Consider the following 20,356-nt stretch of genomic DNA (forward strand, 5'->3'; position numbering starts at 1 on the left):
TGTGTCTTAATTTATATCGGTTCCTTCTCCTTTATAGAAAGGGAAAACAACATTCGTTCTACTATTGGTAGCTCTAACTCTGTATTCAATTTTTATTATTAACATTCCTTCTAAAGGGTCTGTTTCTGAAACATCAATACGAATCACATCAATTCTTGGTTCGTGATATAAAATTGCTGTTTCAATTAAATCTTTAGCATAGGTTATTAGCGTTCTATCTAACTTTTCAAAAAGAAGCTCTTGTAAGTTGCAACCGTAATTAGGTAGCATTACACGTTCTCCTAATCTGGTAGTTAACAATATTTCCAAGCTACTTTTAATATCTTCTTCTTCTGAAATCATGATAACTTCGCTTAGATCTTTTGAAAACTCTGGTGGAAAATCCCAACCTATTCCTAAAAATGCTTTTTTATTTTCCATTGTTATCCTATTAAAACTGTTGCTTCTCCTAGTACAATAGTTCCTCCATGTGAAGTACTATCTCCCATTCTTGCTGCTGGCATCCCTCCAATTAATACGGTTCCTGATCCAGCGACTATGCTATCTGGTGGCCCAGTACAAGTTGCCATATCACCTACTCTCGCCGCAGGTAATCCTCCAATTAATACGGTAGGTTCTCCCGCTGGTAAAATTGGTCCTCCTACATGAGGTACTGTTCCTGTAACCATTGGACACACATGCATGTCTGTTATTCTTGCTGCTGGGTTTCCCATTTTTTTAATTTATTTGAACTAATGAACCTTTTAAAACAGCTATAGCACTTGTTGAAACTTCTGCCCCAGCACTACCTTCTGCTTTAAATTCTGCATTGGCTGCTATGCTCACATTTGTTCCTTCAATATTTACATCTCCTGATGCTTTTAATGAAATATCTCCGGCACTTTCCATTGATATTCCATCGCTGTTTATCGTAATTACATTAGAATTATCATCTTCAATCGTTATGGCTCCTTCATCTTCATCCAGCGAAATAATTTTTCCTGCGGGTGTTTCAATAGTGATTATTTTTTTATCATCATCAAACAATACTTTCATTTCACTTCTGGTAACAATTCCTTTTTCGTGATTATCATCAGTAGCTGTTATTGGAGAAGGTTTTGCACTACTGTGCAACATTCCTAAAACAATGGCATCATTAGGATCTTCATTAATAAACCCTACAATCACCTCATCTCCTATTTCTGGACGGAAGAAAACACCTCTGTTTTCTCCTGCATCGGGTGAAGCTACTCTACACCAAATACCTTCTTCTTCGTTATTTACAATTGGAATTTGTACTAGAATTCTATCTTCCCCATCAGGGTCTTCTTCTAATTGAGAAACAATTCCCACTTGTAAGCCTTGAATGGCAGGCAATAATCCTGAAGCCGGTTTTGCTGAGATTTCAAAAGTTTCAGAAAACCATTCTGTTGATAATCCAAACTGTGCATTTGCAACCCAATTTCCTTCTGAAATTACATGCTGAACTCCTGTTACATATACATTTCCGTTAAATCGGTCTCCTACACCTTCTAGTTTTAAAATGGTGTTTGGTTTTACCGACGGGATTCCTTGAAATTTTACACGCCCTCTTACTTTTGCTAATTGCTGAAATAACCATTTAGCATCTGCCCAATCTTGTAATTCAGTATCCGTTACAGCACCACCATGTCGTAATTCCATACTTTCTAAGCCTATAGTTTTGTTTAAGTCTGAAACCGATAAGTTTCCATTTAAACTTACATTTGGATCTTTTCCTTCAATTTCGATTACTTCTTGATCGGCATGATTCCAACTGTAGGCAGCTACTTTCTTTACTTGATGACGGGCATCTATTTCTGCATCAAAATCTAATAGGGATCCACCAAAAGTTACAGTTTCAATTTCTGACTGACTTACATTAGGTTTAGCTATGGTTATCGTTCCGTCATCTACAAAACATAATTTCCCATTTGCTTGTGCTCTTGAAACAACAAAATCCCAATCTGATGCATTGTACTGTACTAACTCTGCGTGGTTATAATTTGTAGCCTCTACATCTTTAGATAAACCGTAGTTCCCTATAATTTCTTCAAAAATGTCGCTATCAGTACTTTCATAGAAATACTTACTTTTTCTACCTACGGTCATTTTAACCGCTTCATCTTTACACTCAACTATTAACTGTGCTGAACTTGCTCTTATCCTTAAATTATGTTTGATGACGATTCCTTTAAAAATGGTTTCTTCATCTGAATGATACCCCGCGGTTATCTCTATTTCTTTTCCAGGAATCAATAACTCCTCATTACTTAACTTAAAATCTCTTTGAGAAGCATCTCCATCTAATAAAACAATTTGAGCGGTTGGTATTTTGTTTACTTCTTTGGAAACAATAATGTTTTTTACCTCGTATTGTTTTGAGAGTTCTTCTCCTCCAATCAAGATTTTAAAAGTGACTAAATCTGCACTTTTTGAAGTTTGTATGGTTCCTGTATTATTCATCTAAGCAAATTTTTGTAAGGGTGGGAAAAAGATTTCTTGTCCTGGTTTTAGTTTTCTGAACTGCATTATTTTATTAACACGAGCTACTTCTAAATAATACTTTGGGTCTCCATAAATACGATTACACATAAGCGGTAAAGTGTCTCCTAATTTTACTTTACGATAATGTGTTAAATCTGGCGACTGATTGTTTTCTCTTGCTACTCGTAAATCATCATCAATAGTACCTTTTACCTTAAGCTTTGCACTGGCACGTAATGGTGTTCCATCTGGTGCAAACAATTTATACTCAATAGAAAGATCTACTAAAGAGCCCTTAAAAAGGAGAGCACCCCATTTAATCATTAAATAGTTAGGTTTATGCTCTTCTCCTTTGTATTCGAATACAATTTTTTTAAACGCTTCTATTTTATCTATGATTCCATCTTTTAGATCACTTTTTCCGTCAATGGCTCCACTGCTATCAAACAATAGGTCTAAATCTAATTCTTGAGGAGGTATTCTTGTAAACTTAGGTTGAGAGCCACTTGTGCCTTGCCCTTGTTCTTCAGTATATTCTGGTTTATAAGCAACCATATACTTTTCTGGGTTTATAAGTGTTGTAAACTCCCCATTGGCTACTTCATTCTTAAACTTATCGTCAGAATACGCCTTTATTACTAATTTTTTTAACTCTCCTTGACTCATTATCGTTGTTTTTGTCTTTCAAGAATATCCATTACTTCCTCCACACATGCCGAAACTATAGCCGCTGTATTTCCGTTTTTTGATCCACTTGTTTTCTCTTGTGATTCTGATTTTTCATCCACATTAATCTTGATATGTAATTCTTTGATAGTAATAGGCATCTTATACTATTTTAAAATAATTATAGGTTAATTCAAGTGTCTCAATAACCAGTTTACTTTCTTCAGCATTAAAGTCTCCTACATTCCATTTTACAGGGTATGCATGTTTTACATTCCATGTTTGTATGGCTTGCTCGTCTTCACCTAATAACATTACATTGATATTTATAGGTTGTATCTCGAAGTTTACTAAGGCTTTTTTACACCATTCAATTACTTCTGAATCGACAAGCATTCCTCTTTTCAACACTAAATTTGGATATTTGGAACGTACCGGTATTTTATGCTTGAATCTGTTTTCTCCTCCTTCGGCTATTTCTTCAGTTTCAAGGTCTACCGAAAGACCTGAAACTGATTGAAATGAATTGTCGCCGCTTGAAGTTGGAATATCTTCAAACTCTACTTTAAAACTAAATCCTACTGGTGGATGATAGCTCATTATGATGACATTTTAAGCTTCTCAATTGCCCACTCAGCAGTTTCAATGGCTATTTCATTACCATCAGCTTTTAAGTCTGTAGGCTGTACTTTAGTGATATAAGCATTCTGAGCTTCCCATACTACAGCTGGTTGTCCAGTCTCATCTAATAATTTGATAGTTAAATCTCCTCTAAACTGCTCTCCTCCTTCTTGGAAATAAACTGTTTTAGCCCATTGCTTGTAAAACTGTTTGCTTTCGTCTACAAAGGTTCCTCTCTTCATAGTAATGTTACTATATTCAAATAATCCTGGTTGTTTTGATTTGTGGTATTCTTTATCTGCTCCTCCACGATATTCTATTACTTTATTATCAAAACTTAACCCTGATACTTCTGTACAATTAAATTTGGTATCACCAAAGGTTACCTCGAAGGAAAACTTTGGCATTGGATATGATTCTGCCATGATTCTTTATTTTTTATTTATATTTTTTTGGTTAGTTAGTTTACTTATGCTTCTTGCATTTTGTGAGAGAATTTAAGGATGATAAATTCAGCTGGACGTACTACTGCCATACCTATTTCTATGATCATATTTCCTTCTAAAACATCTTGAGCTGTCATGGTTTCTCCTAAACCAACACTTACATAAAATGCTTTTTCTGGTGTAGGACCTGCAAGTGCTCCTGCTCTCCATTGTTGTGTTAAGAAGTTATCAATCATTGCTTTTACACGCACCCAAGTATTTTTATCATTAGGTTCAAAAACAAATTGTTCTGATGCTTTTTTAATTGACTCTTCTGCCATGTTGAAGAAACGTCTTACAGATACATATCTCCATTCATTATCGTTTCCTGCAAGAGTTCTTGCTCCCCATACTAGATTTCCTTTTCCTACAAATGATCTGATAGCATTAACAGATTTTCCTGCTTTGGTGTCTACATTTAAATCTTTTTGCTCATCATGTGATATATTAACAGATGGGCCATATACATAATTTAACCCTACATTTGCTGGTGCTTTCCATACTCCTCTATCGGCATCAACTTTAGCATAAATTCCTGCCATGGTTGCACTAGGTGCCAATTTTACTGGTAACAACCCTATTTCTAACTTTATTTTATTGTATAGAGCATTATTATCTACTTTTAAATCTGCTAACGAAGGGAGTGTTGTTACACCTCCTAATGCATCAATAGCTCCTTTTAAGGCAAATAATTCATCGGTATTTTTTTGATCTTCCAAAGTGGTATAGATTCCATTATTAGTCATATCAGCTTCATCGATAATACCTAATAGATCATATACGTTTGTAGCATTAGAAGTTAAACTACCCATTAACTTTCCTTCTGTGTCGTCTTGTTGTAGCTTAAATAGCTTAGCATGTAAATCAGCCAAAGTGGCTTCTAAATTAGCATCCATCCAAGTTGTCATATCCGCACTTGGTGTTGCTAAAGAAGCTTCTTCTGAATCTTCAGCCGCAGAAATCAAATCGTTGATTGATGAAGTTATATTCTCTAAATAGCCAATAATATTTTTAATATTGGAAATGGCATCATTTTTAAATGACAATGCTACCGCATTACCTGCCCCATCTATATTATTTTTTGTATCAACCAATACTGTTAATAGACTTTCTAACTCTGTTAAGTCAATTCCATCTAATACTTCTTCCGCTTGTACAGATAAACTTTCATCTAATCCTTCTATTTCAATACTATCTTCATCATAAGAGTAGTCAAGAATCGTATTTAAAAAAGGGTAATATGCTGCCCCATATTTCAAGTAGTCTTTTCCTAAAGAAATTTTATCTCTTAGTGCTTCTACTGGATCTACATCCCCTCCTCCATCATCATATTCATTATCTGAATAAGTATCAATAATGGTAAAGCGATCTTGTAATTTATTACACTGAGTAAGTGCTGATGCATATAAACTATAAAAATCAGTATCTGACGCCAACGATGTTCCGTCTGGGAATGTAAGTAAGGTTACTTCATCTACATAGGCTACTTTATCTAATCCATCTTTCAACTCGTCGAAAGAAATACTATTTTCATTGTTACTCTCATCTTCATAGGTGTTCACAGATACGATGTAACAAGGACCTCCTCCATTGGCAAAATACATTTGCATGTGATAATACATCTTAAAAGGAGATGGGGTACTTGGTGCAGTTACAATTACTTCCTCATTCGCTTGATTTGCATTTGTTACATTAACTCCAATACTTGTTTCCTGTCTTGCATAGCCAAAATACGTTTCGTAATCTAACATTGACGTTATTCTTGTTGGCTCTAACAGTAGGTCGTTATTCTCTTTCTTTTTAGCTTTCTCGGTATAACCAATAAAAGCTGGAATTGCTGTTTCTACTTGAGCTACCGATGGGGGAAACTTTACAATTTCCTCTACGTAGACTCCTGGTGTTTTGTACGCTGACATAATTACTTGTTTTAAATTTTAATTTTTGTTTATATAAATACTTCCGAATAATAATCTTGCGATTCTTTCTTAATACTTTCTGGAGTAGGATTTGGGAAATAATAATCTTCTTGTGGTTCTGGTATAACGTCTTGTTTATCTATCTCTACACGCCCATTAAGTGTCAATGGTTTTTCTTCTGACGTAGTCATTACAAGATTTTCACTTCTTTTCGTGTAACGCCAAAATGTGTTTCTATTTTCAATACAAACAGCAAACTCTGGGGACTCCTCTAACAAACATTGTTTTGAGACATCAAAGACTTCTGTTTCTTCATTCTTAGTTAATATTTCTTCTGTTAAATTGTTGTTATTGTCTCCTGATATCTGGATTTGAACAACCCCTATTACCCCACTATTTTTAATTCTTCTTACAAAAAAATTAATAGTATCTATCACCTTTTGCTCTTCTTCATTTAAAGGGATAGCATTCATTATTTTAGATTCTATAACATTTAATTCAGAAGCATTGGTATTTGCAACAGTTACTAAATTCGGTGTAGTTGTATCAAACTCTTTTTCAGCTTCTAGTTGGTGTAATAGTTTTCTTGTTTCACTATCTGAAATCAAAAATGAGCTCCATTTTTTCACCTCAGAAATTGTTTCAAATAAATTGATTACTGAGGAACTTTTGTTTGATAAGTAATATAGTTGCTCCTCTTTCTTTTCAATTATGTTAGAAAAATTTTCAAAATAAGCATGGTGTACTTTTAAATAAAAAGTTAGCGTTAGTGAATCGGATAATGTAATTATTGGACTATATCTACTTACTTCTTGATTTCCTTCTTTGGTAGTTACTTTTATAGTTTCTGATAGTACTCGAACTCCTTTTTTATGACTTCTAAGTAATAGTCTATGATTTTTTAAACTCTTTTGGGTTTCTTGAGTAGGTTGAATTGATAGAAACTTGCTAATATCGTATTGTTCTTCTAAACGTTTTTTTTCTTCATCTGTAAGAGGTGTTACTCCATTATTTCCTCCATTTAATTCGAAAAAAGTTCGTTCTCCTTCATCTAGGAAATAAGAGTGGTATATATTGATATTGAACAGTGTTTTGTACATAATCTTTTAATTTTTAATTATTGATTGTTGTTCAATACCTGAGACCACTGTTCCTTCTTTAGTTACAATATCCCTTTCTATTTCTAGTAATGTTATTTTGTAAAGTACTGACGGGTATTGTTTACCTCCTAAGGTTCCCCATATATAATTTAACTCCTCAAAAGAAGGTGTATATAGTTGAGTAATAAATTTAAAAGTCTTTAGGTCTCCTAGTCCATCTATACCTTCAAAGTTGGTGTTTTGATGTGTGAATACTTTTTTACCTTGAAAAAAGGCTAATATTTTTGTCAAACTCTTTAAAGATTCAGCATAACTGGATTTATCTACACTGAATAAAACATAAAGGTTTAAATATACTTTTGGATTTCTGTAACTAACTGAAGTTCCTTCTACACGATTGTTAGAAGTATTTTTTAATGCAAATTCTTCCTGTGTATTAATTAATGTTAATGAAACATCTGGAGTGTTTGCTGGGGAATTTCCATCTCCTTCAGCCATAGCTATGTTTGATAAGTCTACGGCTTTTTCGTCGAAATAGTCATTCAATTCTTCGGTAATGATTTGTAATATTTCAAAAATCATTTTAATAGTAAGTTTGGTTAGTTTTGCTTGTAGATTGAAGGGTTAGCAATCAGACATTGTAAAATTAACCTCTCTTGTGAAGAATAACCGCAATGAAAAACTCTTTTAAAAAAGTAGTTTCTCCTAAATATTTTCTAATAGAATTACAGGTAGTAAAAAGGGGGAAATCACCCTTACTTTTTTAATCAAGAATTTTTAAATTTTACGTGAATCCAATAAAAAAACTCTTTATACACTGTGTATAAAGAGTTTATATATATTCTTGTTTATTATTTTTTATTTAGTCAATTCCCTGAATAAACTTTCTAAGTTTTTGTTTTCGGTATTTAATCCTAGAATTTTTAATCCGTTTTCTTGTGCAAAGTCAAAAATTACTGGACGCATATCTTCAGAAGAATTAAATCTTAACACCCAATTATTTTCTAGTGTATTTTTATACGATACTATATTAGGTAAGCGTTTTATAAATTGTTCTTCTAATTTATAGTCAAACGTTACTTTAATTACTTGTTCATTATCTGTTTTAAGTTCTGAAATAGGTTTATTAATTACTATTTCTCCTTTATTTATAATTATAACTCGGTCACACATTGCTTCTACTTCTTGCATAATGTGTGTAGATAGTAATACTGTTTTATCTTTTCCTAACTCTTTTATTAATTGACGTATTTCAACTAATTGATTTGGATCTAATCCTGTAGTAGGTTCATCTAAAATCAATACTTCTGGATTGTGTAAAATAGCGGCCGCTAATCCTACACGCTGGCGATAACCTTTAGATAATTGATTAATCTTCTTATGTGCTTCAATCGTTAAGCCTACTTTTTCAATAGTCTCATTAATTTTAGCCTTTTCTATATTATGTAAAGATGCTTGAAACTGTAAATATTCTCGCACATACATATCCAAGTACAACGGATTATGCTCTGGTAAATAACCTATTTTTTTTTGTGCTTCAATAGGGTTTGAAATTACATTAATACCACTTACCAACACAGTTCCTTCTGAAGGTTTAATAAACCCTGTTAAGATTTTCATTGTTGTAGATTTCCCAGCGCCGTTTGGACCTAAAAAACCAACTATTTCTCCTTTCTTTACTGAAAAAGAAATATTATTAACAGCCTTTTGTGTTCCGTATGTTTTTACTATTGAGGTAAGTTCTATCGACATTTAGTTCTTATGATTTCAGCTGAATCTTTACAGCATTTAATATTGATGAATTGAGTTTCTCTTTTTCAAAAACAGTGAATCCTAATTTCTGATAAAAACCTATTGGCGATTTATATCTTTGGTTATTTTCTTTTAAATAGTTTTCACCAATAACAACCCAACCATTTAATTTATTGTGTCTTTTTTTTAGCTTTTCAATTAGGCTTCTACCTATTCCTTTTCCTTGAATTTCTGTATCTAAAATCATTGCAAACCAACATTCTCCTTCTCGAATAAAATCACAACACCAACCCAATACTCGACTATTTTCTATAACCAAAAGATGATTTTTGTCCTTTAGTGGCCCTAAATACTGATTAAAATCTTCAACACTTTTCTGCTTAATGACATATGGGGATTCACGATTCCATAGTAACCTAACTTGTTCTTTATAAAAAGTGGATAATTTATTTGTTTCTTTAAACTCCATTATCTTCTTTCGTAAGAAACGAAGCTGTAGTCATATTTATTTTTCTCGTCAGCTTTAAAATCTTCCCTTGCTACTTCTTTCCATACATTCATATCTATTTTAGGAAAAAAAGCATCTGCTTCAAATTCATGATGTAGCACAGTTATATCTAATCTATCAACTAAACTTTGCTCTAAAGCTTCCTTATAAATTTGCGCTCCACCTATTATAAACGCATCTTTTCCTCCTACTAACTCTATAGCCTGCTCAATACTATTTGCTATTAAACATCCATCTATAAAATAGTTCTTATTTCGGGTAATAATTATTGATGTACGGTTAGGCAAAGGTTTTCCAATGCTCTCAAAAGTATTACGCCCCATTAAAATAGGATGCCCTGTAGTAACTTTTTTAAAACGCTTTAAATCGGCAGGCAAATGCCAAATTAAGTCATTATCTTTCCCTAAAGCATTGTTTTTTGCAATTGCAGCTATGAGTGTAATCATAAATTTAGTTTGTGTGGCTTACATGTTTTTCACCCATTCTTTAATATAACCTGTAAGGTCTCTTTTTTCTGTTGTAGCCTCTTCAAAAGTTTCATTTTTCATATTATCAACCAACGTATGAATTGCTTTTAATACATTTTCATCGTTAATTTCGGCTATTTTATCGTAGAGATCTTCTTTTAAAACATCAACGTCTATATTCATTCTTATAACTTTTTTGCTGGTTTCTTACAAAGCTACTAAACAATATATATAAAATAAAGTTAAATTATACTGCCACAACTCCTTTTATGTGAGGATGTGGGTCATAACCAATCAACTCAAAATCTTCAAAAGTAAAATCTTCAATATTTTTTATTGCTGAATTAATTTCCATTTTAGGAAGAGGTCTTGGCTCACGTGATAATTGCAACTCTAATTGCTCCATATGATTATTATATATATGAGCATCACCAAACGTATGAATAAACTCTCCTGCTTCATAACCACAAACTTGTGCAACCATCATGGTAAACAACGCATAAGACGCAATATTAAAAGGAACTCCTAAAAATATATCTGCACTACGTTGATACAATTGACATGAAAGTTTCCCGTCTGCTACATAAAATTGAAAAAATGCATGACATGGAGGTAATGCCGCTTTACCATTTGCTACGTTTTCTGCAAACGATTTTGAAGTATCGGGTAAAACTGAAGGATTCCATGCAGACACTAACATTCTACGGCTATTAGGATTGCTTTTTAATGTTTCAATTACTTCTTTTAATTGGTCTATTTCATCACTATTCCAATTACGCCATTGATGTCCATACACTGGCCCCAAATCACCATTTTCATCAGCCCATTCATTCCAAATACGTACACCATTTTCTTGTAAATACTTAATATTGGTATCACCTTTTATAAACCATAATAATTCATAAATAATAGATTTTAGGTGTAGCTTCTTAGTTGTTACCATTGGAAACCCTTCACTCAAATCAAATCTCATTTGATATCCAAAAACACTCTTAGTTCCTGTTCCTGTTCTATCTCCTTTTTCGTTTCCGTTTTCTAAAACATGCTTTACTAAATCGTGATACTGCTTCATCCTTCTACGTTTAATTGTTAAAATTGTTGATTTGTTTAACAACGTAAAAATAAAAAAGCATCTACAAAAAATGTAAATGCTTTTAAAATTATATTAATAAGTTATCAACTATAACTATGCCCAAACACAGTTTCCATTACTTTGACAGTAACCGTAATCACAAAACTCAAAACCGTTAGCAAATCTTGTACAACACATGTTGCTTCCTTTACAGTAGGTATAGCCACCTCCGTTAATTTGGTTTTGTTCTCTTTTTGATAACGTTTTAATTCCTTTTAAACTTTTCAGTTTTTTCATGATAGATTTAATTTTGGGGGTTAATATTGGTATAAATATATCAAAAAAAGTGAACAAACAAAACTATCAACCTAAAAAACAATAGATTACAAAAAAACTATTATTCTAAAAACCTTATTAACCAATAATCATACCTGCTATGGTTGCTGACATTAACGAAGCAATTGTACCTCCAATTAAAGCTTTCATACCAAATTCAGATAAGTTTTTACGTTGACCTGGTGCTAATGAACCAATTCCTCCAATTTGAATTCCAATAGAAGCAAAATTTGCAAAACCACATAACATATAAGTAGCCATAATTACTGACTTGCTATACGTTAAATGTGTTGCACTTGCAGCATTTTTTAAGTCTGCTAATTGAATATATCCCACAAACTCACTTGCAGCTAATTTAATACCCAATAATTGTCCCATTAACGCCATATCTTCTTTAGCAACCCCTATTAACCACATTAAAGGTGCAAAGGCATATCCTAAAATAAATTCTAACGATAATGCTTCATAAGGTGTAGCTCCTTCAATCAACTCATTCAAAGAAGTAAATTTCCAGCTGAAATATTCAATTCCATCAAAACCTCCAATTCCACCTAAAATACCATTTATCATGGCTATAAATGCAATAAATACTAATAACATTGCTGCAACATTCATTGCTAGTTGTAAACCTTCTGTTGTTCCATTAGCAATAGCATCTAAAATATTTGAACCAATTTTTTCTGATGAAACTTGTACATCTGTATTTACTTCTTCAGTTTGTGGATATAATATTTTAGAAATAATAATTGCTCCTGGTGCTGCCATTACAGATGCTGCTAATAAATGTTTTGCATATAATAAGCGTAATGCTTCATCATCTCCTCCTAAAAATCCAATATAAGCAGCTAAAACAGCCCCTGCTACGGTTGCCATTCCTCCTATCATTACTAATAAGATTTCAGAACGGTTCATTTTCTCTAAATATGCTTTAATTAACAAAGGTGCTTCTGTTTGTCCTAAGAAAATATTTCCTGCTACCGATAAACTTTCTGCTCCGGAAATCTTTAAAAATTTAGATAACAACCAAGCTAATCCTTTTACTACTTTTTGAATTAACCCTAAATAAAACAACACTGATGTTAGTGCCGAGAAAAATATAATTGTTGGTAATACTTGAAAAGCAAAAATAAATCCAAAAGAATCCATATCAGCAACTAAACCGCTGAATAAAAACTCACTTCCTGCTCTTGTAAAATCTAATACACTAACAAATAAACCTCCTACTAACTCAAATGTTTTTTGCACAAACGGAACTTTTAAAACTCCTATTGCTATTAATAATTGAAAAGCTAATCCCAGTCCTACTGTTTTCCAATCTATACCTCTTCGGTTTGCACTAAATAAAAAAGCTATAATTAATAATGTTACCATTCCTAAAGCTCCTCTCCATAAACTTTGCATTGAGAAACCTTGACTTGGAATTATTTTACTTGTACTATCTACTACTTCTTCAGAGTCTTTTTCTAAAACTACTTTTGGTTCTGTTGTAAAGTTATAAAGTATGTTTTTTTCTGAAAGTGTTAATACTTCATCTGTTAACTCAACTACATTGTAATAACGAACTGTATCGTTAGGTTGTTTGTAGTTAAAAATTAATAAGTTATTTTGATGAATATAGTTTCCTGAAGCTTGTAAACTATCTTTTGCTACTAAAGAGTATGTAAAGTTGCCTTCTGATAAGGTAAAAACATCTGTAGGATCTATAGAAACAATTGAATCTCCTTTGGTTGTTGTAATTGATGAGAAATTCCACTTTTTTTCAATGCTTTGGCTAAAAGTTATCATCGTAACGCAAAGCATTATGAAAGTAAATAGTTTCTTCATTTTTAATATTTTAAATTAAGAACGTTTGCTGATTTCATCACGAATTTTAGCCGCCAATTCGTAGTTTTCATTGGCTACAGCATCGTTAAGTTGTTCGTGTAATTCTTTAAGTGATAAGTGTGAGTAGTTCCCTTGATCTTCTTCTTCCTCTTCAATTGAAAACTCAATCTCATCTTCATCAGAATCCAAATCTTCTTCAATTGTTAATTCTTCATCCATTTTTAGATAAATACCTGCTTTATCTAAAATATTTTCGTAGGTAAAGATTGGTGCTTCAAATCGAACTGCCAAAGCTATTGCATCTGACGTTCTTGTATCAATAACCTCTTCCACTCCTTCTCTTTCGCAGATTAAGCTTGAATAAAACACACCATCAACTAGCTTGTGTATAATTACCTGCTTAACTGTGATAGAAAATCTATCAGAAAATGTTTTAAATAAATCGTGAGTAAGTGGTCTTGGAGGACGGATTTCTTTTTCCAATGCTATTGCTATTGATTGTGCCTCAAATGCTCCTATGATTATAGGAAGTGTTCTGGTTCCTTCCATTTCACTCAGCACTAAAGCATATGCCCCACTTTGTGTTTGGCTATACGAAATCCCTTTTATAGTTAGTTTAATTAAACTCATGTACAATCAATCATCATAAAATACAAAAAAACTGTCTAAATTTAGGCCTTTTGCTTAAAATTTTAGACAGCCTTCTAAAGTGGGCACAATTTACTAAAAATTATGAGTTGTACTCTAATTTATAGAAAAAGAAAAAATTACCACTATTTTATGCTTCTTTAAAAGCTTTTAATTTGTCTACTAACTGAGGTACAACTTCAAAAGCATCACCAACAATACCATAATCAGCAGCTTTAAAGAAAGGAGCTTCAGGATCTGTATTGATAACTACTTTTACTTTAGAAGCATTAATTCCTGCTAAATGCTGAATTGCTCCAGAAATACCAATAGCAATATATAAATTAGAGGCTACTGGCTTACCTGTTTGCCCCACGTGTTCACTGTGAGGACGCCATCCTAAATCAGATACAGGCTTAGAACATGCAGTTGCTGCACCTAAAACATCAGCTAACTCCTCAACCATTCCCCAGTTTTCTGGTCCTTTCAAACCTCTTCCTGCAGAAACTACGATATCAGCATCAGCAATAGTAACTTTTCCTGTTGCTCTATTAATATTTTCAGATTTCACTCCTAATTCAGGTAATGTAGCATCAAAACTTTCAGCAGAACCACTTACTGCATTTTCATGTGCTCCGTAAGAATTTTTAGCAACACCTATTACTTTTTTCTCAGTTGAAATTTCAGTGTTATTAAACCCTTTGTTTGAGAAAGCCTTTCTTTTAACAACAAAAGGACTTGTGCTACTTGGTAAAGCTACAGCATTTGAAGCATATCCTGCCTCTAAAGCTACAGCTACTAATGGTGCTACAGTTAATCCATCAACACTAGAGTCGATAATTACCGTGTTAGCCCCTTTTGCTTCTGCTACTTGTTTAATAATTGAAGCATATGCTTTAGCATTGAATGAAGGTAAGTCATTCTTTACTTCTACTACATTCTCTGCTCCGTAAGTATATAATTCAGAAGCATCTCCTCCATTAATAGTTAACACTACTAAGTCGCTTCCTAATTGTTCTGCTACTTTTTTTCCGTATGAAACAACCTCAAAAGCTGTTTTTTTGAATTTTCCTTCCGATGAATCGGCAAAAACTAATACAGACATATTTATTTATTTTTTTAGTCGTTAGTGGTTAGTTTTTTATCATTAAACACTAACAAATATTTTTATTTTTTCTTTTGAACTCTATTAAAACAGGTTAACTGATTAAATTACTTTCGCTTCGTTATGTAATAAATCAATTAAATCATCAACATTATCAACTAACTTAACCGCTCCTTTTGGTGCTGGTTTTTCAAAGTTTTGAGTTGTTGTCGCTGCTGCTGCGCCCGTTGGTTCAACTACACTTAATGGCTTTTTACGCGCCATCATAATACCTCTCATATTAGGAATACGTAAATCTTTTTCTTCTACAATTCCTTTTTGACCTGCAATTACCATTGGTAATGTTGAAGATACTTTTTCTTCTCCTCCGTCAATCTCTCTATCTAAAGTAGCATTTGTTCCATCTACCTCTACACCAACACAACCATTAACAAAGTTAAAATCTAATAAAGAAGCTAACATCCCTGGTACCATTTGCCCATTATAATCAGCAGATTCTTTTCCTGCTAATACTAAATCATATCCTCCGCTTTTAACAACTTCAGCTAATTCTTTAGCAACCATAAATCCGTCAGTAGGTTCAGCGTTTACACGAATTGCATCATCTGCACCAATCGCTAAAGCTTTACGTAATGTAGGCTCTGTAGAAGCTCCTCCAACGTTCACTACAGTTACACTTGCTCCTTGTTTTTCTTTAAACCACATTGCACGAGTTAAACTAAACTCGTCGTATGGATTTATAACATATTGAACCCCGTTAGTATCAAACTTTGTGTCGTTATCAGTAAAGTTGATTTTTGAAGTAGTATCAGGTACATGACTGATACAAACTAATATTTTCATATATATCGTTGTTTTAAAGAAACTTAATTTTGTGCGACGAAGTTAAGGATTTTTTTTAATTTACTATGCGTGCATAATAAATTTTTTCCTCAACATTAATCAACCTCAAAATTAAGGTATTATTATTACATAATCATTTGTTGATTTTAAAGCTACAATATTACCCCTATTTTTATTATTTTTGCACTCTTGATAAACAACTACTTATAAAACGTATGAAAACAGTACAATTTAGAGAAGCCGTTTGCGAAGCAATGAGCGAGGAAATGCGTAGAGACGAAAGCATTTACTTGATAGGAGAAGAAGTTGCTGAGTATAATGGTGCATATAAAGCCAGCAAAGGGATGTTAGACGAGTTTGGTGCTAAACGCGTTATTGATGCTCCTATTGCAGAATTAGGCTTTGGTGGTATTGCTGTAGGATCAGCAATGAACGGTAACCGCCCTATTGTTGAGTATATGACTTTCAATTTCTCTTTAGTAGGAATTGACCAAATTATTAACAATGCTGCGAAAATCCGTCAAATGAGTGGTGGACAGTTTAACTGCCCTATTGTTTTCCGTGGGCCCACAGCTTCTGCAGGTCAATTAGCAGCAACACACTCACAAGCTTTTGAAAGCTGGTATGCTAACTGTCCTGGATTGAAAGTAATTGTTCCTTCTAATCCATACGACGCAAAAGGTTTATTAAAAGCTGCTATTCGCGATGACGATCCAGTAATTTTTATGGAGTCTGAGCAAATGTATGGTGATAAAATGGAAATTCCTGAAGGAGAATACATCATCCCTATTGGAGTTGCTGATATTAAAAGAGAAGGTTCAGACGTAACTGTAGTATCTTTTGGTAAAATCATAAAAGAAGCATATAAAGCTGCTGACGAATTAGCTAAAGAAGGTATTTCAGTTGAAATTATCGATTTACGTACAGTTCGTCCAATGGATCATAAAACTATTTTAGAATCTGTTAAAAAAACTAACAGATTGGTAATCTTAGAAGAAGCATGGCCATTTGGAAGTGTTTCATCAGAAATTACTTTTAGAGTGCAAGACGAAGCATTTGATTACTTAGATGCTCCTATTAAAAGAATTACAACTGCTGATGCTCCTGCTCCTTATTCCCCTGTATTATTGGAGGAATGGTTACCAAATGCAAATGATGTTGTATCAGCCGTAAAAGAGGTAATGTACCGCAAATAATTGAAGAAAAAAGAAATTGAAAAATAAATTAAAATCCTTTTGACTCTGGTCAAAAGGATTTTGTAGTAAAAAAAATGATGAAACATCTTCTTACCTTACTATTACTACTAACTACCAGTGTTTTATGCGCACAATTAACCATACAAGGTAAAGTAGTTGACGAGTTTGACACTCCAATGCCTTTCGTTAATGTAATCCTAAAAAACACCACACACGGAACCACGACTGATGACAACGGTAGGTTCTATCTAAAAACAAATAAATACAGAGGTACACTCGAAATATCTTTTGTAGGATTCCAAACGCAAACAATAAAAGTTAGTCAAAAGACAAAGTTTTTAAGTGTTGTTTTAAAAGAGGAAAGTAATGAGTTAGAAGAAGTCGTTATTGTTACCAAACCTAAAAAACGTTTAAAGAAAAAAGAAAACCCTGCCTATAGAATTTTAAAAGAAATTTGGAAACGTAAACGAAAAAATGGTCTTGACTTAGTTGATCATTATCAATACAAAAAAAACACATCCATAGAAATAGGGCTAAACAACTTAGATACACTATTCTTGAAAAAGATATTTAAAAAAGAATATAAACAAGCTCTTCAAGAAATAAATTATGATAGCGATGGAATAAATTATTACATTCCTATTTACTTAAATGAACAAGTTGCTAATGTATATGGAGACAATAAAAACAACAATCTTAGAGAAGATATTGAAGCTGAAAAATCTGAAGGTTTAAGTGCCCAAGGTTTTATTTTCGATAGAATGGCTAATACTTTTCAAAATGTTAATGTTTTTAAAAACAATATCAACTTACTTCAAAAACCCTTTATTAGTCCTTTATCTACTGATGGTTTTTCTACTTACGATTATGTTTTATATGACAGTATTGTAAACAATAATAAAAAACTCTACAACATATACTTCTTCCCAAGAAGGGATGGTGATTTAGCTTTTCAGGGGAACTTTTGGGTAGCTGACAAAAACTTCTCTATCAAAAAACTAAAAATGAAAGTCCATAAAAGCATCAACTTAAACTTTGTAAGAGGGCTTACTTTTGAAAAAGAATTTGAAGTACGAAACGACAGCATTTACATCCCTACTAAAAATGCTTATGAAGGAGACTTTACTTTTATTGATAAAAACGAGAGTAATAAAGGATTAACTATTAAAAAAAATATCATTTTTAAGAACTATGTCTTAGACAAAGCACTTCCTAAAAACTTTTACGAACAGACTATTGAAAAAATTAGGCCTGATCAATACGAAAAAGAAGAATCTTATTGGGCAGATGTTCAATCCAATGAAAGTAAAAACACCTACAAATTAATTGAAAGTGTTAAAGAAAAGAAACAAATAAAAAACCTAACAGGTCTAATTAACACAGTGGCCAGTGGATATATAAACACCAAATTTGGTGTGCAAATTGGACCTTTATGGACTGCTTTTGCCAACAATCAAGTAGAAGGATTCAGAACTAAAATGGGATTCAGAACCTTTATCACTAAAGATGATCGTTTTCGCCTAGGAGGTCATGTTGCTTACGGTTTTAAAGACAAAAAGGCAAAGTATGGTGCAGAAGCACGCTACCTTTTGTCTTACAAACCAAGAATTGCTGTTGGTGTTGCATATCAAAAAGATATTGAACAATTAGGTAGTACCCTATTAAACACAACACAACTTTTAGGAAGAAGTTTTGGTACGGCTGCATTATTTTCTAGAGGAGATAATTTCTTTTTATCTAATATTGAAAAAATAGCTACAAATTTTGATTACCAAGTTCAACAGAACTTACATGTAGGGTTTAATTTTTCTCACTCAAAAATAGCCTCAGCTTCAGAGAAAGATTTCTCTATGAACTACATTGATGAAAACGGAAATATTCAATCAAGAGTTACTGATGTAGCTTCCGATATTTATGTTTCTTTCACTCCCGGAAGATTTGTATATGGGTTAGGTGTAGAAAGACGTTTTGGACGAAACGTATTTCCTACTTTCGTATTAAACTACCGAAAAGGTTATAAAGGACCTTTTAATGGAACTCACAGTTACGACAAAATCCAATTCAAATACAGCCAACCTATTCTACTTAGTAAGTTTGGAACTTTAGACGCTAGTATTGAAGCAGGAAAAACATTTGGTACTGTTCCTGTTGCTTTATTAAGTCCTATTCCTGCCAACCAAACGTTTTCATTAGTAAAAGATACTTTTGCCTTACTTAATTACTACGATTTTGTTGCTGACGAATATTTAGCAGGACATTTTGAACACCATTTTAATGGTTATATTCTGAATAGAATTCCGCTATTAAAAAAGTTAAAACTAAGAAGTTTAGTTTCTTTTAGAGCTGCTTACGGAAATATATCTCAAGAAAATAGAGCTATAAATGATGGCTTATCTAATAGCAGTGGAGCATATAACATTAACTACAACGCTCCTAACAAACTATATTATGAATATAGTGTTGGGCTAGAAAATATTGGGTATGGTAACTTACGTTTTCTAAGAATTGACGCTATTTGGAGAAGTAATTATACACCTCCAGCAGGTTCAGTTGTTGCCCCAACACCAAAGTTTGCAATCCGTATAGGTATTAAACCCGGCTTATAATCATACATTTAACCATAAAATACCTTTATTTTTTCTTTAAAAAAACTAATAAATCACTACTTTTGCAAACCGATTTTAGAAAACGAAGAAAAGTTTAGAATATATGACCGCAAAAGAAAGAAAAACAGTTGATGTTTTAATTGAAATACCAAAAGGTAGTAGAAACAAGTACGAATACGATTTTGATTTAGGAAAAATTCGTTTTGATAGAATGTTATTCTCTTCAATGATGTACCCTGGAGACTATGGGTTTATTCCTCAAACTTTAGCATTAGATGGTGATCCATTAGATGTTTTAGTTTTAGGTGCTGAACCAACTTTCCCAATGTGTGTTATGGAGGTAAAACCAATTGGTGTTTTCCATATGGCAGACGAAAAAGGTCCAGACGAAAAGATTGTTTGTGTACCAGTATCTGACCCTATTTGGAACAGATATAATGATATCACAGACCTAAACCCTCACCGTCAAAAAGAAATCACACACTTCTTCCAAGTATACAAAGACTTAGAAAAGAAAAAAGTTGATATCGGAGACTGGGGTAATGCTGATGAAGCTTACGAAATTTTAGACAAGTGTTTAGAGCGTTATGAAAATAGCGAACATAAAGCTAATGGAAATTTCAAGATTTAATCTGTAAAAAATTATCCTATATAAAACAAAAAACCTCTCAGTTGAAGCTGAGAGGTTTTTTGTTTAGTTATTGATTTTGTTATATTTACGAACACTTATAACTAATCAAATAACAAT

23 protein-coding genes are annotated in these 20,356 nt (G+C 32.7%); 3 read left to right on the forward strand and 20 right to left on the reverse strand.

What is annotated here, in order from left to right; genetic code table 11:
* Positions 1-6: 6 nt before the first annotated feature.
* The 20 genes from VCM48_RS08135 to VCM48_RS08230 form a co-directional block, all read right to left on the reverse strand.
* Positions 7-420 (reverse strand): GPW/gp25 family protein, encoded by a 414-nt coding sequence (locus tag VCM48_RS08135; protein WP_482270186.1) that lies wholly within the window; start codon positions 418-420, stop codon positions 7-9.
* 2 nt (positions 421-422) lie between these two features.
* The gene (locus VCM48_RS08140; RefSeq protein ID WP_099215617.1) at positions 423-713 is read right to left on the reverse strand and encodes a PAAR domain-containing protein; all 291 of its coding nucleotides are present in this window, start codon (positions 711-713) and stop codon (positions 423-425) included.
* 4 nt (positions 714-717) lie between these two features.
* On the reverse strand, positions 718-2,463 hold the full coding sequence (vgrG, locus tag VCM48_RS08145) for a type VI secretion system tip protein VgrG (protein WP_482270187.1): 1,746 nt from the start codon (positions 2,461-2,463) through the stop codon (positions 718-720).
* Positions 2,464-3,150 carry a CIS tube protein gene (locus VCM48_RS08150; protein WP_482270188.1) on the reverse strand — a complete coding sequence of 229 codons (687 nt, stop codon included), beginning with the start codon at positions 3,148-3,150 and terminating at the stop codon, positions 2,464-2,466. It abuts the gene before it with no gap.
* Positions 3,150-3,311, reverse strand: coding sequence for a DUF5908 family protein (locus VCM48_RS08155; RefSeq protein WP_482270189.1), 162 nt, complete (start codon positions 3,309-3,311; stop codon positions 3,150-3,152). Before VCM48_RS08155 ends, VCM48_RS08150 begins: the two co-directional genes overlap by 1 nt.
* A 1-nt stretch (position 3,312) precedes the next feature.
* Positions 3,313-3,750 carry a phage tail protein gene (locus tag VCM48_RS08160; RefSeq protein ID WP_482270190.1) on the reverse strand — a complete coding sequence of 146 codons (438 nt, stop codon included), beginning with the start codon at positions 3,748-3,750 and terminating at the stop codon, positions 3,313-3,315.
* Complete coding sequence (locus VCM48_RS08165; RefSeq protein ID WP_047790305.1) at positions 3,750-4,196, reverse strand: phage tail protein; 447 nt, start codon at positions 4,194-4,196, stop codon at positions 3,750-3,752. Before VCM48_RS08165 ends, VCM48_RS08160 begins: the two co-directional genes overlap by 1 nt.
* 44 nt (positions 4,197-4,240) lie before the next feature.
* A complete protein-coding gene (locus tag VCM48_RS08170; protein WP_482270191.1) occupies positions 4,241-6,172 on the reverse strand; it encodes a phage tail sheath family protein in 1,932 nt (643 codons plus the stop codon).
* A 29-nt stretch (positions 6,173-6,201) separates the two neighbouring features.
* The gene (locus VCM48_RS08175; RefSeq protein WP_099215622.1) at positions 6,202-7,272 is read right to left on the reverse strand and encodes a hypothetical protein; all 1,071 of its coding nucleotides are present in this window, start codon (positions 7,270-7,272) and stop codon (positions 6,202-6,204) included.
* Positions 7,273-7,278: 6 nt separating this feature from the next.
* Positions 7,279-7,854: a Pvc16 family protein gene (locus VCM48_RS08180; protein ID WP_482270192.1), complete on the reverse strand. Its 576-nt coding sequence runs from the start codon at positions 7,852-7,854 to the stop codon at positions 7,279-7,281.
* A gap of 276 nt (positions 7,855-8,130) precedes the next feature.
* Positions 8,131-9,024, reverse strand: coding sequence for a gliding motility-associated ABC transporter ATP-binding subunit GldA (gene gldA / locus VCM48_RS08185; protein ID WP_482270193.1), 894 nt, complete (start codon positions 9,022-9,024; stop codon positions 8,131-8,133).
* Positions 9,025-9,031: 7 nt separating this feature from the next.
* Positions 9,032-9,493: a GNAT family N-acetyltransferase gene (locus tag VCM48_RS08190; protein ID WP_482270194.1), complete on the reverse strand. Its 462-nt coding sequence runs from the start codon at positions 9,491-9,493 to the stop codon at positions 9,032-9,034.
* Entirely contained in the window at positions 9,493-9,978 is a 486-nt protein-coding gene (locus VCM48_RS08195) for a dihydrofolate reductase (protein ID WP_482270195.1), read from the reverse strand. Before VCM48_RS08195 ends, VCM48_RS08190 begins: the two co-directional genes overlap by 1 nt.
* 18 nt (positions 9,979-9,996) lie before the next feature.
* On the reverse strand, positions 9,997-10,182 hold the full coding sequence (locus tag VCM48_RS08200) for a hypothetical protein (RefSeq protein ID WP_047790311.1): 186 nt from the start codon (positions 10,180-10,182) through the stop codon (positions 9,997-9,999).
* Between the two features lie 64 nt (positions 10,183-10,246).
* Positions 10,247-11,071 (reverse strand): thymidylate synthase, encoded by an 825-nt coding sequence (locus VCM48_RS08205; RefSeq protein ID WP_482270196.1) that lies wholly within the window; start codon positions 11,069-11,071, stop codon positions 10,247-10,249.
* A gap of 114 nt (positions 11,072-11,185) precedes the next feature.
* Positions 11,186-11,368, reverse strand: coding sequence for a hypothetical protein (locus VCM48_RS08210; protein ID WP_440122764.1), 183 nt, complete (start codon positions 11,366-11,368; stop codon positions 11,186-11,188).
* A gap of 117 nt (positions 11,369-11,485) precedes the next feature.
* Complete coding sequence (locus VCM48_RS08215) at positions 11,486-13,231, reverse strand: NupC/NupG family nucleoside CNT transporter (protein ID WP_482270197.1); 1,746 nt, start codon at positions 13,229-13,231, stop codon at positions 11,486-11,488.
* A gap of 15 nt (positions 13,232-13,246) precedes the next feature.
* On the reverse strand, positions 13,247-13,861 hold the full coding sequence (locus tag VCM48_RS08220) for a bifunctional nuclease family protein (protein WP_274639463.1): 615 nt from the start codon (positions 13,859-13,861) through the stop codon (positions 13,247-13,249).
* Between the two features lie 148 nt (positions 13,862-14,009).
* Positions 14,010-14,963: an electron transfer flavoprotein subunit alpha/FixB family protein gene (locus tag VCM48_RS08225; RefSeq protein ID WP_482270198.1), complete on the reverse strand. Its 954-nt coding sequence runs from the start codon at positions 14,961-14,963 to the stop codon at positions 14,010-14,012.
* Positions 14,964-15,065: 102 nt separating this feature from the next.
* Positions 15,066-15,806, reverse strand: coding sequence for an electron transfer flavoprotein subunit beta/FixA family protein (locus VCM48_RS08230; protein ID WP_482270199.1), 741 nt, complete (start codon positions 15,804-15,806; stop codon positions 15,066-15,068).
* Between the two features lie 215 nt (positions 15,807-16,021).
* Between VCM48_RS08230 and VCM48_RS08235 the strand changes: the two genes are divergently transcribed.
* The 3 genes from VCM48_RS08235 to VCM48_RS08245 all read left to right on the forward strand — a co-directional run bounded on the left by VCM48_RS08235 (position 16,022) and on the right by VCM48_RS08245 (position 20,239).
* Positions 16,022-17,002, forward strand: a complete 981-nt coding sequence (locus tag VCM48_RS08235; RefSeq protein ID WP_099215632.1) for a pyruvate dehydrogenase complex E1 component subunit beta — start codon at positions 16,022-16,024, stop codon at positions 17,000-17,002.
* Positions 17,003-17,076: 74 nt separating this feature from the next.
* Positions 17,077-19,608, forward strand: coding sequence for a DUF5686 and carboxypeptidase-like regulatory domain-containing protein (locus VCM48_RS08240; RefSeq protein WP_482270200.1), 2,532 nt, complete (start codon positions 17,077-17,079; stop codon positions 19,606-19,608).
* 103 nt (positions 19,609-19,711) lie between these two features.
* Complete coding sequence (locus VCM48_RS08245) at positions 19,712-20,239, forward strand: inorganic diphosphatase (protein WP_099215634.1); 528 nt, start codon at positions 19,712-19,714, stop codon at positions 20,237-20,239.
* Positions 20,240-20,356: the final 117 nt, after the last annotated feature.

Source organism: Tenacibaculum sp. DPLXC6 (assembly GCF_056815515.1).